The 16,240-nt window shown below is 46.9% G+C and carries 15 protein-coding genes; 6 read left to right on the top strand and 9 right to left on the bottom strand.

Features of this window, described 5'->3' with window-relative positions; translation table 11 throughout:
• Nucleotides 1-20 precede the first annotated feature (20 nt).
• The 3 genes from leuC to leuA all read right to left on the bottom strand — a co-directional run bounded on the left by leuC (nt 21) and on the right by leuA (nt 4,160).
• Complete coding sequence (gene leuC, locus L5M51_RS20290) at nt 21-1,427, bottom strand: 3-isopropylmalate dehydratase large subunit (protein ID WP_263174354.1); 1,407 nt, start codon at nt 1,425-1,427, stop codon at nt 21-23.
• Nucleotides 1,427-2,521, bottom strand: coding sequence for a 3-isopropylmalate dehydrogenase (gene leuB, locus L5M51_RS20285; protein ID WP_263174352.1), 1,095 nt, complete (start codon nt 2,519-2,521; stop codon nt 1,427-1,429). The genes leuC and leuB overlap by 1 nt, the downstream gene beginning before the upstream one ends.
• Before the next feature lie 70 nt (nt 2,522-2,591).
• Nucleotides 2,592-4,160 (bottom strand): 2-isopropylmalate synthase, encoded by a 1,569-nt coding sequence (gene leuA, locus L5M51_RS20280; RefSeq protein ID WP_113941087.1) that lies wholly within the window; start codon nt 4,158-4,160, stop codon nt 2,592-2,594.
• 509 nt (nt 4,161-4,669) lie between these two features.
• Here leuA and L5M51_RS20275 point away from each other — a divergent pair.
• Entirely contained in the window at nt 4,670-6,451 is a 1,782-nt protein-coding gene (locus L5M51_RS20275) for a diguanylate cyclase domain-containing protein (RefSeq protein ID WP_173497390.1), read from the top strand.
• Here L5M51_RS20275 and recQ read toward each other — a convergent pair.
• Entirely contained in the window at nt 6,433-8,256 is a 1,824-nt protein-coding gene (gene recQ / locus L5M51_RS20270) for a DNA helicase RecQ (RefSeq protein ID WP_263174349.1), read from the bottom strand. The genes L5M51_RS20275 and recQ overlap by 19 nt on opposite strands.
• Nucleotides 8,257-8,583: 327 nt before the next feature.
• Between recQ and L5M51_RS20265 the strand changes: the two genes are divergently transcribed.
• Nucleotides 8,584-9,048, top strand: coding sequence for a thioesterase family protein (locus tag L5M51_RS20265; RefSeq protein ID WP_006079875.1), 465 nt, complete (start codon nt 8,584-8,586; stop codon nt 9,046-9,048).
• 205 nt (nt 9,049-9,253) lie between these two features.
• Complete coding sequence (gene rarD, locus L5M51_RS20260) at nt 9,254-10,138, top strand: EamA family transporter RarD (RefSeq protein WP_198572571.1); 885 nt, start codon at nt 9,254-9,256, stop codon at nt 10,136-10,138.
• Nucleotides 10,139-10,187: 49 nt separating this feature from the next.
• On the opposite strand, the gene L5M51_RS20255 is transcribed toward rarD, so the two are convergent.
• From L5M51_RS20255 to radC, 5 genes are all read right to left on the bottom strand, one after another.
• Complete coding sequence (locus L5M51_RS20255) at nt 10,188-10,706, bottom strand: PH domain-containing protein (protein WP_263174347.1); 519 nt, start codon at nt 10,704-10,706, stop codon at nt 10,188-10,190.
• A 119-nt stretch (nt 10,707-10,825) separates the two neighbouring features.
• Nucleotides 10,826-12,145, bottom strand: coding sequence for an amino-acid N-acetyltransferase (gene argA, locus L5M51_RS20250; protein ID WP_105251176.1), 1,320 nt, complete (start codon nt 12,143-12,145; stop codon nt 10,826-10,828).
• A 322-nt stretch (nt 12,146-12,467) separates the two neighbouring features.
• Complete coding sequence (rpmG, locus tag L5M51_RS20245) at nt 12,468-12,641, bottom strand: 50S ribosomal protein L33 (protein WP_006079871.1); 174 nt, start codon at nt 12,639-12,641, stop codon at nt 12,468-12,470.
• Nucleotides 12,642-12,647: 6 nt separating this feature from the next.
• The gene (gene rpmB, locus L5M51_RS20240; RefSeq protein ID WP_006079870.1) at nt 12,648-12,884 is read right to left on the bottom strand and encodes a 50S ribosomal protein L28; all 237 of its coding nucleotides are present in this window, start codon (nt 12,882-12,884) and stop codon (nt 12,648-12,650) included.
• 121 nt (nt 12,885-13,005) lie between these two features.
• Complete coding sequence (radC, locus tag L5M51_RS20235; protein ID WP_113941095.1) at nt 13,006-13,683, bottom strand: RadC family protein; 678 nt, start codon at nt 13,681-13,683, stop codon at nt 13,006-13,008.
• 122 nt (nt 13,684-13,805) lie between these two features.
• Here radC and coaBC point away from each other — a divergent pair, with 122 nt between their 5' ends.
• Genes coaBC through slmA form a run of 3 tightly spaced genes read left to right on the top strand, consistent with a single transcriptional unit; the run spans nt 13,806 to nt 16,112 of the window.
• Entirely contained in the window at nt 13,806-15,029 is a 1,224-nt protein-coding gene (coaBC, locus tag L5M51_RS20230) for a bifunctional phosphopantothenoylcysteine decarboxylase/phosphopantothenate--cysteine ligase CoaBC (protein WP_263174371.1), read from the top strand.
• On the top strand, nt 15,026-15,484 hold the full coding sequence (dut, locus tag L5M51_RS20225; RefSeq protein WP_173247374.1) for a dUTP diphosphatase: 459 nt from the start codon (nt 15,026-15,028) through the stop codon (nt 15,482-15,484). Before coaBC ends, dut begins: the two co-directional genes overlap by 4 nt.
• Before the next feature lie 34 nt (nt 15,485-15,518).
• On the top strand, nt 15,519-16,112 hold the full coding sequence (slmA, locus tag L5M51_RS20220) for a nucleoid occlusion factor SlmA (protein WP_113941097.1): 594 nt from the start codon (nt 15,519-15,521) through the stop codon (nt 16,110-16,112).
• Nucleotides 16,113-16,240 lie beyond the last annotated feature (128 nt).

Raw genomic sequence — 16,240 nt, 5'->3', positions numbered from 1 at the left:
TCCTCTTGGGTTTACGGTAATTAGTAAGGTTTACGAATATCGACAAAATGCCCAGCCACCGCAGCGGCGGCGGCCATCGCCGGGCTCACCAAATGGGTACGACTACCACGGCCTTGGCGACCTTCGAAATTACGATTACTGGTCGAAGCGCAGCGATCACCCGCTTCTAATCTGTCATCATTCATCGCTAAACACATGGAACAACCCGGTAAACGCCACTCAAACCCGGCTTCGATAAATATTTTATCTAAGCCTTCGGCTTCGGCTTGGGCTTTCACTTGACCAGAACCTGGTACAACAATCGCGGTGACGCCACTCGCCACTTTACGACCTTTGGCATGTACGGCGGCGCTGCGTAAATCTTCAATCCGTGAGTTAGTGCAAGAGCCGATAAATACCTTGTTGATGTTGATATCTGTCATAGGCGTACCCGCACTCAGGCCAATGTATTCTAAAGCCTTCTCCATACTGGCACGGGTGCTTGGGTTGGCTTCATCAAGAGGATTAGGCACTTTGCCATCGATCGCTACGACTTGGCCGGGGTTAGTGCCCCAAGTCAATTGCGGTGCGATATCAGCGGCATCTAATTCAACGACAGCATCAAATACGGCGCCGTCATCGGTTTTAATGGCTTTCCAGTAAGCGACTGCCTCAGTCCAATCTTCGCCCTTAGGTGCAAATTCACGGCCTGCTAAATAATCGAAAGTGGTTTGATCCGGCGCGACCATGCCAGCCTTAGCGCCCATTTCAATCGCCATATTGCACACTGTCATGCGGCCTTCCATCGACAGGGCTTCAATCGCCTCACCACAGAACTCCACCACATAACCCGTGCCACCATCCATGCCGATTTTGCCAATAATAGCGAGTACGATATCTTTGGCGGTCACGCCATCGGTGACATGACCACGCACTTCAATCTTCATGGTCTTAGCTTTTAGTTGACGCAAGGTTTGGGTTGCTAAAACGTGCTCAACCTCGGACGTACCAATGCCAAACGCCAATGCCCCAAAGGCGCCATGGGTCGCGGTATGGGAATCACCACAGACAATCACAGTGCCGGGTAAGGTAATCCCTAACTCTGGCCCCATTACATGCACAATCCCTTGATTAGGATGGTGAATGTCATATAAACGCACGCCAAAGTCTTTACAGTTTTGCGCTAGGGTTTCAACCTGAGTGCGTGCCATCGGGCTTAGCGCATCCAAGCTGGCGCTACGGGTCGAAGTGTTGTGATCCATAGTAGCAAAGGTTTTTTCCGGTGCACGCAGTTTGCGGCCCGCCACTTTTAAGCCACTGAATGCTTGGGGAGAAGTCACTTCATGGACTAAATGTCTGTCGACATAAATGATCGGCGCTTCACCTTCAGGAGTCGCTACAACGTGGGCATCCCATACTTTTTGGTACAAGGTCTTTGCGTTCGTCATTACACACCTTCCTTTATAGCATTGGCGATAAAGTCACCCATCTCGGCGGTTGATTTAGCTTGGCTACGCTTATCGCTGCTCAATAGCTCACCGGTTAAGTAGCCAGAATTTAATGTTTTGCTGACGGCACGCTCAATCGCACAAGCGGCTTCTTCTTGCTTTAAGCTGTGGCGCAGCATTAATGCCGCCGACAGAATTTGGGCGATAGGGTTTGCAATGCCTTTGCCCGCGATATCGGGCGCACTGCCACCCGCTGGTTCAAATAAACCAAAGCCAGTGCTGTTCATGCTCGCCGATGACAACAAGCCCATAGAGCCGGTTAACATCGCGATTTCGTCGGATAAAATGTCGCCGAACAGGTTAGAACATAGCATCACATCGAACTCATCGGGACGACGTAGCAACTGCATGGTCGCATTATCGATATAGATGTGTTCAAGCTCGACATCGGGGAAGTCCACCGCCACTTCTTCTACCACTTGGCGCCATAACACTGAACAGGCGAGCACGTTGGCTTTATCCACTGAGGTCACTTTTTTACGGCGACCACGGGCGGCTTCGAAGGCGATGCGGGCGATACGGCTAATTTCGCGACGGCTATAACGCATGGTATCGAAAGCTTCTTCATTTTCGCCTTCGCCTTGACGGCCCTTTGGCTTACCAAAATAAATGCCGCCGGTTAACTCGCGTACACATAAGACATCAAATCCACGGGCGGAAATATCGCTACGCAGCGGTGACATATGTTCTAAGCCATCATGCAATTTAGCTGGGCGCAGATTACAAAACAGTTCGAAGTGACCACGCAGTGGCAATAGCGCGCCGCGCTCAGGTTGTTCATTTGGCGGTAACTTTTCCCACTTAGGGCCACCGACTGAACCTAATAGGATCGCATCGGCCGCTTCACAGCCCTTTAGCGTGGCATCGGGTAAGGGACAACCGTGGTTATCAATGGCAATACCGCCAACATCGAATTCAGTGTATTCGATATTCAAATCGAAACGCGCTTCAACCTCACGCAGCACTTTACGCGCCTCTGCCATCACTTCTGGGCCGATCCCATCCCCTGCTAATACTGCTATTTGATAACTCATACGCCAGCCAACTCCTTTAAATGTAAATGCTTTATGCTCGACCTTGCTATTCTCTGGATGCTTTTAGCGACTAGACGCCGCCTAGCTCTCGATTTTTTTGCATGCTTTGTTTGTAATCGGCAACCTTGTCTGCGCGGCACGTTAAGTTCATCACATGCACTAAAGCGCGTGCCGAGGCTTCAACCACATCGGTTGCCAAACCTACGCCGTGAAAGTTTTGCTCGTGGTAAACCGCGGTAATATCCACTTGGCCTAAGGCATTTTGACCTACGCCTTTAGCGCCTAGCTTGTAGCTGATGATATCGATTCGACGATCGGTTGCGCGGGCAATCGCGTTATAGGCAGCATCAACAGGACCATTACCCGTTGCGGCTTCGGTTTTAATTTCGCCGCCCACTTCGATACGCACAGTCGCCGTAGCAACGCCTTCAGTTGAGTCAGACTGCACCACTAATTGCTGCAATTGATAGTGATTGTCTTCTTCGGCCTGTGCTTCCATAAAGGCTAAGGCTTCTAAATCATAATCAAATACTTGTCCTTTTTTATCTGCCAATTTTAGAAACTCTTCATACAGAGTATCCATATTGTAATCGTGCTCGCTATAGCCCATTTCCTCCATGCGATGCTTGATCACATGGCGACCCGAGCGCGAGGTCATATTCAAGTTGTTGCGATTCAAACCTATGCTTTCTGGCGTCATGATTTCATAGGTATTTTGTGCTTTTAACATGCCATCCTGATGGATGCCCGACGAATGGGTAAAGGCATTGGCACCGACAATCGCCTTGTTCGCCTGCACTGGCATATTGCATAACTGGCTGACTAAATTAGAAGTACGATGAATTTCCTTGGCATTAATGCCCGTTTCTAGCCCTAACATGCCCTTACGCGTCGCTAAAATCATAGCGATCTCTTCCAGTGAACAGTTACCCGCACGCTCACCTATGCCATTGATCGTACATTCAATTTGACGCGCACCGTGCTGTACAGCGGTAATCGAGTTAGCCACAGACAAACCTAAGTCATCGTGGCAATGCACTGAGATCACCGCTTGGTCGATATTCGGCACCCGATTAAACAAAGTCTGAATGATATTGCCAAACTCGCTTGGCACTGTGTAACCGACCGTATCGGGAATATTAATGGTGCGTGCGCCCGCACGAATGGCGGCTTCTACCATACGACATAGATTATCGATGGGCGTACGCCCCGCATCCTCACAGGAAAATTCCACATCGTCGGTAAAACGGCGGGCATACTTCACCGCGCCTACGGCCATCTCTAACACTTGATCGAAAGAACGCTTCAACTTGCTCTCAACGTGAATCGTCGAGGTCGAGATAAAGGTATGGATACGGAATTGATCTGCAACTGACAAGGCCTGCGCCGCTGCATCTATGTCCTTTTCCAATGCACGGGATAAGGCACAAACACGGCTATTTTTGATGGTACGCGCTATGGTCTGCACTGACTCAAAATCACCGGGTGAAGAAACCGGAAAACCCACTTCCATCACATCCACACCGAGACGTTCCAGCGCCATAGCGATCTGTAGCTTTTCTTTGACCGACAAACTTGCGGCTAACGCCTGCTCACCATCACGCAAGGTAGTATCAAATATTATGACTCTGTTAGACATCTCGCTTCTCCATGGAACGTCACCGTTCGTTAGTTAATTTTTGCCGTATTCAGATACAAAAAACCCCGCAACATCGGTGCGGGGTTTGTGAATGCTTTGCCTCTTTATCGAGCGTGCAACACTAAGACCTCCGCGTATAAACCGCGAGAGAGAGAAGGAGGAGGTCGAGTTTGCGGCTAATAATATTCATTTAATCTGTATATTTATTCTGTTTGAATTATTGAGGACGGTTAATATTTAACTTGCCTAGCCGATAGTGTCAACCCTAATTTTTTCATGTTCCACTCATTCAACCTGTCTTAAGGCTAATAACTGTGAGTTTCATCCCCAAATTAGTGATCGATTCCACAGAATTAACCAGCTGTTTGGATTCAGAAATCACTGGGATGTGTTAACTTATTCCCCTTAGAAAAAAATAGTTTTTTATGCAAAAAACGATTAAGAAAAGTTATAATCCCGCCTTAGTGATTAGGGATATTAGAACTTACGCATTTTATATGGAGCACAAAATGGATTTTCGCGTCTTGGTACTGAGCCTGTTGTTATGGCTGTTTCCCTTTGGGGCCAGTGCTATAGACCAATTAGATGAACTCACTGAACTCGTCTACCAATATCCAAGTAAAGCACTCACTCAAATAACAGCGTTAGAAAAACAATTTGCGACCAGTGCAAGCTCAGATATCAATCGACTCAGATTAAGTGTGTTGAAATGCCAAAACCTACTACAAATAGGGGAAAATGAAGCCGCTATCAACGTCGCTCAATTAGGCGAAGCAAACGCTAAACAACTTAAGCTAGATCAAGTACGACCTTACTTTTTGATTTGCCAAGCCGATGCCAACCTTAGCTATAACAATATTCAAAATGCCCTACCTTTGCTTGATTCAGCCATTAACCTAGCGCGACGTTACCAGCAACCACAAGCCTTAGTCGATGCTTTACGCTTACGTGGCCAACTCGATACTGACACTGACAACTTCTCTTCTGCTATCGAAGATTTACGCCTCGCGATTGATATTTATCCGGATATTCATGCTCAAACCCAAAATTGGATTTGGCCACCACAGGCCTATGTGTATGCCGCGATGGGAAATTTACTTTATGCCACCCATGATTTCCCCCAAGCCATGTATTACACCAACTTAGGTATACAAAGTGCCGATGCAAAAGGGAAGGTTTTACACTTTATTTTACGCAATGCAGCTCGGATAGCGCTTGATAATCAAGAGTTTGATTACAGTGATAAACTCGAACAACAAGCTAAAGCGCTTTTACCTGAGCTCGGTTCGCCACTTGAACTCGCCTACAGTTATGCCATTTTGGCCTCAATCGCGCTCGATAAAGGCCGCATTGATAATGCCGAAGAATATCTTTCTATCGCGATTAATACGTTTAAAAAACAAAATCAACAATTAGCTACAATGCGTTCAACTCGCCTACTCGCCCAAATTCGTTTTGCTCAACATCAAGAAGATGCCGCTTTAATCCTCATGAATCACGCAATTGAGCAAGCTGAAAATCTAAAACAGTATTCTGATCTCAAAGGATTTTACGGGATCATGAGCGATCACTACTTAGAAAAAGGAGATTTTAAACAGGCCTATTCTTTCTTACTCAAACGTTATCGAGCGGCCGAGCTCACCAATCAAGCGATGAATAATGCTCGGATATTGCAGTTTAAGGCCCGTCTAAATCAACAAGATCTGCAGCAGGAGCCAAATAGCACTGCACCAGAAAAAGATTCAATCTTACAAGAGCTAAATGTCGATTGGGCCTATAGCACACTGTTCTTAATCGCGATGGCATTATTGGGCGGGGCTATTTGGTATTTGATTGATAAACAGAATAATCGTGCCCCACATATTGAAGGTAATGAACCTGCGGAAACGCTGCTCCAACAAGTCACATCAGCATTAAACAGTGCCAAACAAGGCAATTACCCACTGTCTTTATTATTGTTTAATGCGAGTCAGATCCGTCAAGTTGACCTACCTCTCTTACAGGATGAGCTACAACACAGACTACGGGAGCAAGATAAGTTAATCCGATATTCGATGGATGAAATTGCCATTATCCTGCCGCATACCTCGGCAACTGGTGCTAAAAGAGTCGTTAGTCAGTTGGTTGCTTGCATTCAGCCTTGGCAGGGTTCAAGTAAGGTCAATATTGGTATAGCGGCGATGCAACAGTTTGATACGTTAGAGTCTTTAATTAAGAGAGCCAGTATCAATCAATTGGGCAAGGTTAAAATCAATGAGAATACTTCAAACCATTATTCTCCCGCTAAGTAAGCCGTAATTTCATCGAGAAAAGCATCACCGAAACGACTCAGTTTACGCTCGCCAACCCCGTTGACGGCGAGCATTTCCCCCGCGCTCGTTGGCATCATGGCTGCCATTTCTGCGAGGGTAGCGTCGTTAAAGACTAAATACGGCGGCACATCCTGCTGCTCGGCAATGGTTCTACGCAATAACTTCAACCGTGCGAACAACTTACGGTCATAATTCAACGGTGCTTTAGACTGAGTCGCCTTACGTTTTGTGGTTGTTAACTGAATACGCGGTTCGGCGAGCATTAACGCCACTTCCCCTTTGAGCACAGGCCGTGCCGATGGGTTTAAGGTAATAGATGAGCCGCGGGTCACATCTTGACTCGCCAGTCCCAAATGAATGAGTTGGCGGATCACACTCAACCAATATTCATGGCTCTTGTCTTTACCAATCCCCCAAGTCGTGAGTTTGTCATGCCCTCGATCGACTATCGGTGCGCCTTTCGAGCCGCGCAACACTTCAATTAAGTGATTGATACCAAAACGCTGGCCTAAACGGAAAATACATGACAACACCTTCTGCGCATCTTCAGTGCCGTTATAACGCTTAGGTGGATCGAGGCAAATGTCGCAGTTGCCACAGGGCTCTAGTGCGCTCTCATCAAAGTAATGCAGCAACACTTGGCGGCGACAGGTCTGCGCCTCGGCAAAGGCTGCCATAGTATTAAGTTTATGGAATTCGACCTGCTGCTGCGGCCCAGGTTCAGACTGTTCAATCAAATGTCTGACCCGACCAATATCGGCGGGATCGAACAACATAAAAGCTTCTGCATCGAGCCCATCACGGCCTGCTCGGCCCGTTTCCTGATAATAGGCTTCGATACTTTTAGGGATATCGTAATGCACCACAAAGCGCACATTCGATTTATTGATCCCCATACCGAAAGCCACAGTGGCGACAACAATATCGATTTGATCCTTAAGGAAACTGTCCTGCACGGCACCACGATCTTCCTGCGTCATTCCCGCATGATAGGCCTTAGCATTAAAACCTTGCAGACATAAACGATCGGCAACCTCGTCGACACGGCGGCGACTGCTACAGTAAATAATCCCGTTAGTGCCATTTTGCTGGGTTAAAAAATGCCGTAACTGATTCGCAGCATTGAGCTTTTCCGCCACTGTGTAGCGAATATTGGGCCGATCGAAACTCGAAAGTAAACGGAACGGGTCAATCCCAAGTCGCTCGCAAATACTCTGCCGAGTCGCCTGATCCGCCGTTGCCGTCAGCGCCATCATGGGCACATAGGGGAAGAGTTGTTTTAGCTGGCCAAGCGCCGCATATTCAGGGCGAAAATCATGGCCCCACTGACTGATACAGTGCGCCTCATCGATGGCAAACATCGCCAACTGCAACGACTGCATACGCTCAATAAAATCAGCGGTTAATAAGCGCTCAGGTGACACATAAAGTAGTTTTAACTCACCATGGCGCAGCTGCCTTAATACTTCGGCGCTCTGCTCTCGCGGCAATGAAGAATTGAGATAAGCCGCTGCAACACCGGTTTGCAACAAGCTATCGACTTGATCTTTCATCAAAGAAATCAATGGAGATACGACAATAGTGATGCCATTCATCAGCAACGCGGGGAGTTGATAGCAAAGACTCTTACCGCCGCCCGTTGGCATGATCACTAAGCAATCTTGCCCGCCACAGACACGTTCTATCACCTCCCGCTGACCGTCCCTAAAGTCACGGTAACCAAACACCTGTGCGAGGCGTTGCGAGAGCGGATCATCATGCGTGTCGAGTACGAGCTTTTCCATGGATCTTCTATGTCAAAAGTGAGGGTGCCTATTCTATACCCAAACTAGTTCAAAATGCAGGATTCAACGGTAATTTAAAGCGTTTTAGACGAGGCAATTCACCACGATTGCAGCTATTTTAACCCTAGTGGGCTAAGCCAAAAATAACGAACGCGGGGTAAAATACTTTAAAAACTGCCGAAACTGTGTCGTCATTTTAGCGACGGAGTTGCATTAGCCGTAAACTTCACTGTAGATTAATTGCTCTAAGCCGCACTTTGTTTATCTCAGTGTTGATAACAAATCCAATTACGCCTAATACCGTCACTCAGTGACAAGGACCCCAAAATGACCAGCCCAATCCAAGCCGAAGCTTTGAGAAGAGTCGCAGCAGTATTTGATCAACATGTCCCTTTCCATAATCTACTCGGACTCGATATCAAGCGTTATGACATTGATGGCGTCGAAGTCGTGATCAACATGAAGCCTGAGCTGATTGGCAATATCCACCAGCAAATCCTCCACGGCGGTGTGACAGCAACGGTACTCGATGTGGTTGGCGGACTCACGGCCTTTGCAGGACTGGTCGCCAGTCGTGATGATTGGACGGTCGAAGAGCTGCAGCAACGCCTGCAAACCCTAGGGACAATTGATATGCGCGTCGATTATCTGCGGCCGGGACGCGGCCTCACCTTTACGGGCACGGGCAGCGTCATTCGTGCGGGTAATCGAGTTTCAGTATGCCGCATGGAACTACATAATGAGCAAGGCACCCATATCGCTTTTGGAACAGGGACTTATATGGTGGGTTAGGCGGTTAAATTTAGATGTGTATTACTGCCTTAGGGCTCAAAATTGACTAAGGTAAACGTCTTGATCAACAGGATGTTTACTCACTTTAATCGCCCATTCAATCTATTGCGGAGATATTCTGTAACGAAAAGAACACGGCGATACCCTTGAGTCAGCGGTCAGACACACCTACAATCGCCACCTTGTTGTTCTTCGAAGATGTCTCATGCCAAATCTTGAATACCGCAAAGGGATCCTACTTGCCGTCAGTGCTTACTGTATGTGGGGTTTTGCGCCTTTATATTTCAAATTACTCAACCATGTTTCCGCCACCGAAATTTTGCTCCATCGAGTGATTTGGTCATTCGTGTTTATGCTGATCATTATGCAGTTTATCGGCGGTTTTTCTCGCTTACGCTTACTGTTTAAACAGCCTAAACAGTTGATGGTTCTCACCATTACTTCCATATTGATCGCGGGAAACTGGCTACTATTTATCTGGGCGGTAAATAACGATCACATGCTCGATGCCAGCCTAGGTTACTTCATCAATCCTTTACTCAACGTCTTACTCGGTATGTTATTTCTAGGCGAAAGGTTGCGTAAACTGCAATGGTTTGCGGTTTCACTCGCCAGCGCTGGCGTATTGATCCAGTTAATCTCTTTTGGCTCGATTCCCATCGTCTCACTGGCACTCGCGGGCACCTTTGGTTTCTATGCACTGCTGCGAAAAAAGGTCAATGTGGATGCTAAGGCCGGATTATTGGTCGAAACCGCAGTGTTATTACCGGTAGCGCTGATTTATCTCGTCGCAACCTTAGACACTGCCACGGCGAGCATGCTGACTAACGATTGGCAATTGAATCTGATGTTAATGGCGGCGGGGATAGTGACTACCATTCCTTTGCTGTGTTTTGCAGGGGCAGCGGTACGTATTCCATTGTCTATGCTCGGCTTTTTCCAATATATTGGCCCGAGTATTATGTTTATCCTCGCGGTGAGTCTATTCAATGAGCCCTTCGATGCCGAAAAAGGCGTGACCTTCGGATTTATCTGGAGCGCGCTGCTCGTCTTTACCTTAGATATGGCCTATAAACGCAAAACGGCGTGAGCATTATCACGCCGATAAACACAGTGGCAGAAATGATGACATATGATGATTACTTCTGTAACTGTGCTAAAAACTCACTCCCTTGCGGTACTGTCAGTAATAAACTGTAGCCTTTAGTCGTTGGCACTAACACTAACTGCGATTTATCTGTTATCGCCAAAAATGCCCTGCCTTTCCCTTGTAGATTAAACCAACCCAATTGAAATCCTGGCATGCCTATACCATTCGTTTTAAATCTCGGCGTTAAATCTGCCTCTTGTTGCAAATCGACTATACGTGCCTCGGCGGGCAATAAATCCGCGCGGGATAACTGCACTTTATAGAAGGGAACATCCACTGTGAGCTCTGTATCGGTTAACACTAATTCGGCGCTATTCGATTGATAGAAGACCCAAGAAAATCCGCCCATCATCACCAGCAATATACCTAAACTCGCTGACTTCGCTATCTTAGGCATATTTTTTAGCCATAACATCAGTAAGATACCCGCTAAACCGAGCAATAAGACGATAAAACTGAAGATAGAGGTTTGGGTTAAAGGGGCGAGTTCAAAAAATTGAGGACTCATTGGCAGTATCTCCCGTGCAGTGAAGCCTTAATCTGCCAACAAAGACATATTATGTCAATAAAAATGCCAGCGCTAATATGAGTACTAGGCTGGCATTGATTGGATTGATTTAGAACGGCTTAAAGATCGAGCGCGAGAATTTTTGAGCGGCGTTGATAGTTATACAACTGCTTCTTCTTCTGTGGCAGTGCTTCAACATCTTCAATCACAAAACCATGCTCTAAGAACCAGTGAATGCTCCGAGTTGTCAATGCAAACAAGCGTGAATAACCACGGTTTCTGGCCTGATTGATAATGTTCTTCAGCAGTAAGCTCCCTCTGTCGGCATCGCGATAATCGGGATGCACCACTAAACAAGCAAACTCACCCGCATTGTCCTCTTCAAAAGGATAGAGCGCAGCGCAACCAATCACTAAACCGTCGCGCTCAATCAACATGAACTGTTCGATTTCAATCTCAAGCTGCTCACGACTACGACGCACCAGAATGCCTTGCTCCTCCAATGGACGGATAAGGTTCAACACACCGCCAATATCAGCGATCGACGCACAGCGTAAACGCTCAGCACTCTCAGTGACGATTTGTGTACCAATCCCTTCACGGGAAAACAGCTCTTGTAGTAAAGCACCATCTTCAAGGTAGCTAACTAAATGACAACGTGGCACACCATTGCGGCAAGCATCGATACTGGCTTTGAGAAACGCCATAGTGCCAACACAAGCTGACCCTTGCTCGGCCAGCTTGTTCATGATGTTTTGCGCATCATTTGGCATCAACTCGGCAATTACATCGCCATTACGATCGAGAATACCGTTCTGTGAGCTAAAGCCGATCATCTTGTCTGCTTTAAGCTTAATTGCCACTTGAGTCGCGATTTCCTCAGCGGTGAGATTAAAACTTTCACCAGTAACCGAAGCCGCAATCGGCCCCATCAATACGATGCAGTGATTATCTAACTGACGTTTTAAGCCTTGCACGTCAATACGACGCACTTTGCCACTCAGGCAAAAATCCACACCATTATCCACACCCAGTGGTTGAGCAATCACAAAGTTGCCGCTCACTAAGTTAATTTGCGCACCTTGCATCGGCGTATTACTTAAACTCATGGATAAACGCGCTGTGATATCAAATTGCAGTGCACCTGCAACTTGCTTAATCACTTTGAGCGAATCTTCATCCGTGATACGCACACCGTCGTGGTAGGCAGGCGCAATACCGTTGGCGGCTAATGCTGCATCAATCTGCGGCCTAGCGCCATATACCAACACCACTTTGATCCCTAAACTGTGCAGCAGGGCGACATCATTTAAGATGGCGCGGAATTGATTTTGAGCCAAAGCTTCACCGCCAAGCATGACCACAAAAGTTTTACCTCTGTGAGCATTAACATAGGGGGCAGAGTGACGAAATCCATCAACCAGTTCAGTGGTACGCACGCGTTATTTACACCTCATTTTTGAGCTGGCAGCGTCACTATGACATGCCAGGAATGAATCGATAACTTTCGCGTATGGTATTGCATTTTAATTCACATATAAAGAATTTATTCTCACTAAAGTGCAGCTTTAATGATTTAAAGTGCTTAGAACTGCACTATTTTATATTTTCAGCAAGTGTTCACACTTTTTTAACTTCACAGGGGATGATTCAGCGGCTTAAGTTTGCGAGGCAATTATCTCAACTTGATGACTAGCCACTAAAAAAATGCAAAAAAAAGCCCCTTAAATAAGGGGCTTTTCTCGAAACACTAACCAAGGATTACTTGATTTTGGCTTCTTTGTAGATAACGTGCTGACGAATAACTGGATCAAATTTTTTGATTTCCATTTTTTCAGGCATGTTACGCTTGTTTTTTTCAGTTGTGTAGAAGTGACCAGTCTTAGCTGTAGAAACTAATTTGATCTTCTCACGATTACCTTTAGCTTTAGCCATGATCTATTATACCTTCTCGCCACGGGCACGAAGTTCAGCAACAACAACTTCGATACCTTTTTTGTCGATCAGACGGATACCTTTAGTAGATACACGTAACTGTACGAAACGCTTTTCTTCTTCTAACCAAAAACGGTGGTTTTGTAGGTTAGGTAAAAAACGACGACGGGTCGCGTTTTTTGCATGCGAACGGTTGTTACCAACCATCGGCTTCTTGCCAGTAACTTGGCATACTCTTGACATGTCAATCTTCTCCAAAAACAATTTTAACGCTCGAGCATTAATGTGCCTCGTATGGCCGTCGCCCGAGGCACAAAGAGGGCGCATTTTATACACGATCACAGAGTGAAGATCAAGTGTTAGATTAATTAATCCAGCCTCGTTCTGCAAAAGAAACTATCTCTCGATCACCTACAACCATATGGTCCAACAAGGATACGTCTATGGTTGCTAACGCATTTTTTAATCGCTCAGTTATTCGTCGGTCAGCCTGACTGGGCTCGGCAATACCAGACGGATGATTATGACAAACTATAACTGCTGCGGCCTTTTTCTCCAGCACTAAGCTCACCACTTCACGTGGATACACTGAGGCTGAGTCTATTGTGCCGCGGAATAATTCGACAAATTGAATCACTCTATGCTGGCTATCCAGCAGTAAAACTGCGAACACTTCATAGGAGCGATCGGCCAATTGTCGCATTAAATAGTCCCGAGTTAAATCGGGATTTGTCAAAACCTGACCTCTTTGCAGATTTTCCTGCGCTACACGCCGCGCTAATTCGGCCGCAGCTTGAAGCTGGGCGTATTTTACAGGTCCTACGCCCGGAAGTCGACACACCTGATTTCTTGGGGCACAGAGCAGGTTTCTGAGGCCGCCAAACTCGCAAATAAGCGACCTAGCAAGGTCAACCGCGTTTAATCCGGCTAAACCGTTACGCAGCAATACTGCCAGTAATTCAGCATCCGAGAGATGCGCAGCTCCTTTTTGTAACAGTTTATCTCTGGGACCTTCGCCCTCAGGCCAATCTTTAATCCCCATGTGACCTCCCTGTCATCTCACATATTTTCACTTTACTGAGTATGGACGAGATTTTTTGAACTGGGATAGTCACTAAAATTCACCACTTTGTGATATTGTTGCCGGCATTATTTCTATCTCGGATGATGTCTGTGAGTCTGACAAATAAAAACGTCCTGCTGGGCATTGGCGGCGGTATTGCGGCCTATAAAAGTGCTGATTTAGTACGCCGCTTGAAGGAGCGAGGCTTTGATGTGCGCGTGGTGATGAGCCAAAGTGCGATGGAATTTATCACGCCTCTGACGCTGCAAGCGTTGTCTGGACATCCAGTGGCATCTAGCTTGCTCGACCCCGCAGCAGAAGCAGCCATGGGCCATATAGAACTTGCTCGTTGGGCAGATCTCGTCATCATCGCCCCTGCAACCGCAAACCTATTGGCGCGGATTAATGCAGGCATGGCCGATGAGCTAATCACCACCACGTGTCTTGCCACTGAGGCGCCAATTGCCCTGTGTCCAGCAATGAATCAGCAGATGTACCGTAATCTGGCTACACAAGCGAATTTAACTAGCCTCGCATCACGTGGTTTTACACTTTGGGGCCCCGCCAGTGGCAGTCAGGCCTGTGGTGAAGTCGGCCCTGGTCGTATGTTAGAGCCATTAGACATAGCGGAACTGGCTACACAATTTTTTGCCACGCCTGACGCCGTTGAATTTAAGCCACTCGCAGGACAGTCGGTGCTGATCACCGCCGGACCAACCCGTGAAGCAATTGATCCCGTCAGATACATTTCAAATCACAGTTCTGGAAAAATGGGCTTTGCACTGGCCAAAGCCGCGGCAGATATGGGTGCAGCAGTCACCTTAGTCTCAGGCCCCGTAAATTTAAATACTCCTGAAGGCGTGGTACGCATTGATGTTGAATCGGCGCAAAATATGCTCGATGCTGTTATGGATAACGTTGATAAAAAAGATATTTTTATTGGCTGCGCCGCCGTTGCAGACTACCGCATTAGCGATATTGCTACCTGTAAGATCAAAAAATCGACCGAAGAAATGCAACTTGCGCTGGTGAGGAATCCTGATATCTTAGCCACGGTTGCGAGCTTACCTAACCGTCCTTTTGTGGTGGGATTTGCCGCCGAAACCCATGATGTAGAAGCCTATGCGCGCGATAAGCTCAAACGTAAAAACTTGAACATGATCGCCGCAAACGACGTTTCCATTGCTGGCCTAGGCTTTAATGCCGATGCTAATGCCCTGCGTGTTTTCTGGCCGCACGGCAGTCAAGATTTGCCTGCTACTGACAAACTCACGTTGGCACGGCAATTACTTTCGTTGATAGTGAAAGAAAAAACAAATACATGAAAACACCGATTGAATTAAAAATTCTCGACTCCCGTATCGGCTCAGAATTTCCCTTGCCCGCTTACGCCACCGCAGGCAGTGCAGGCATGGATCTTCGCGCCATGATAGACACGGCTTTAACCATAACACCGGGTGAAACAGTGCTCATTCCTACGGGGATTGCCATTCATGTGGCCGACCCAGGACTTGCAGCGGTGATTTTACCGCGCTCAGGCCTGGGCCATAAACACGGTATCGTACTGGGGAATCTAGTCGGACTCATAGATTCAGATTACCAAGGCCCCTTAATGGTATCTTGTTGGAATCGTGGTGACAGTCCATTCACCTTAGAAATGGGCGATCGTCTCGCGCAACTGGTGTTTGTTCCTGTGGTACAAGCACAATTCAAACTCGTTGATGAGTTCGACAGCTCAGACCGTGGTGAAGGCGGATTTGGCCATTCAGGCACTAAATAATCCCCTAAGTCGTTATTGAGCCAAGGATACTGCAATGGCTGTAAGCCCAAAAATTAATCGTCGTGAACACATTCTGCAATGTCTAGCGCAGATGCTAGAAACCAACCCAGGACAAAGGATCACCACAGCGAAACTGGCCTCAGAAGTCGGTGTATCGGAAGCCGCACTGTATCGCCACTTCCCGAGTAAAGCGCGGATGTTCGAAGGCCTAATCGAATTTATCGAAGAGTCGTTATTGTCGCGCATCAATTTAATCATGGATGACGAAAAAGACACCATGAAGCGCTGCCAGTTGGTACTGCAACTGCTGCTGATCTTTGCCGAGCGTAACCCAGGAATTTCCCGCGTTCTCAACGGTGATGCTCTACTAGGTGAAAATGAACGCCTGCGAAGCCGTATTGGTAACTTATTTGCCAAAATTGAAACCCAGTTAAAGCAAATTTTACGGGAAAAAACCCTGCGAGAAGGTAAAGGCTTCAACTTAGACGAAGCCATATTAGCCAATTTACTGTTAGCCTTTGCCGAAGGCCGAATCGCTCAATTTGTACGAAGTGAATTCAAACTCAAACCGACGACACACTTCGATGAACAGTGGCGTTTTATCCAGCACCAACTTTTACAAAGCTAATGATTTTTCAACATAAAGGACGGTAACTATCGTCCTTTATTTTCGATATTCCTTCCTTGTTTCGCTCCATCTTTTGTTTTATCCTCGAAAAACATTTTAAGAACAAAAAACACAATGATTTTACAAGG

This window comes from Shewanella sp. SM73 (assembly GCF_025653795.1).
Classification (GTDB): Bacteria; Pseudomonadota; Gammaproteobacteria; order Enterobacterales; family Shewanellaceae; genus Shewanella; species Shewanella oncorhynchi.
The sequence above is the reverse complement of the archived record's forward strand: the minus strand, read 5'-3'. Positions and strand labels throughout refer to the sequence as shown.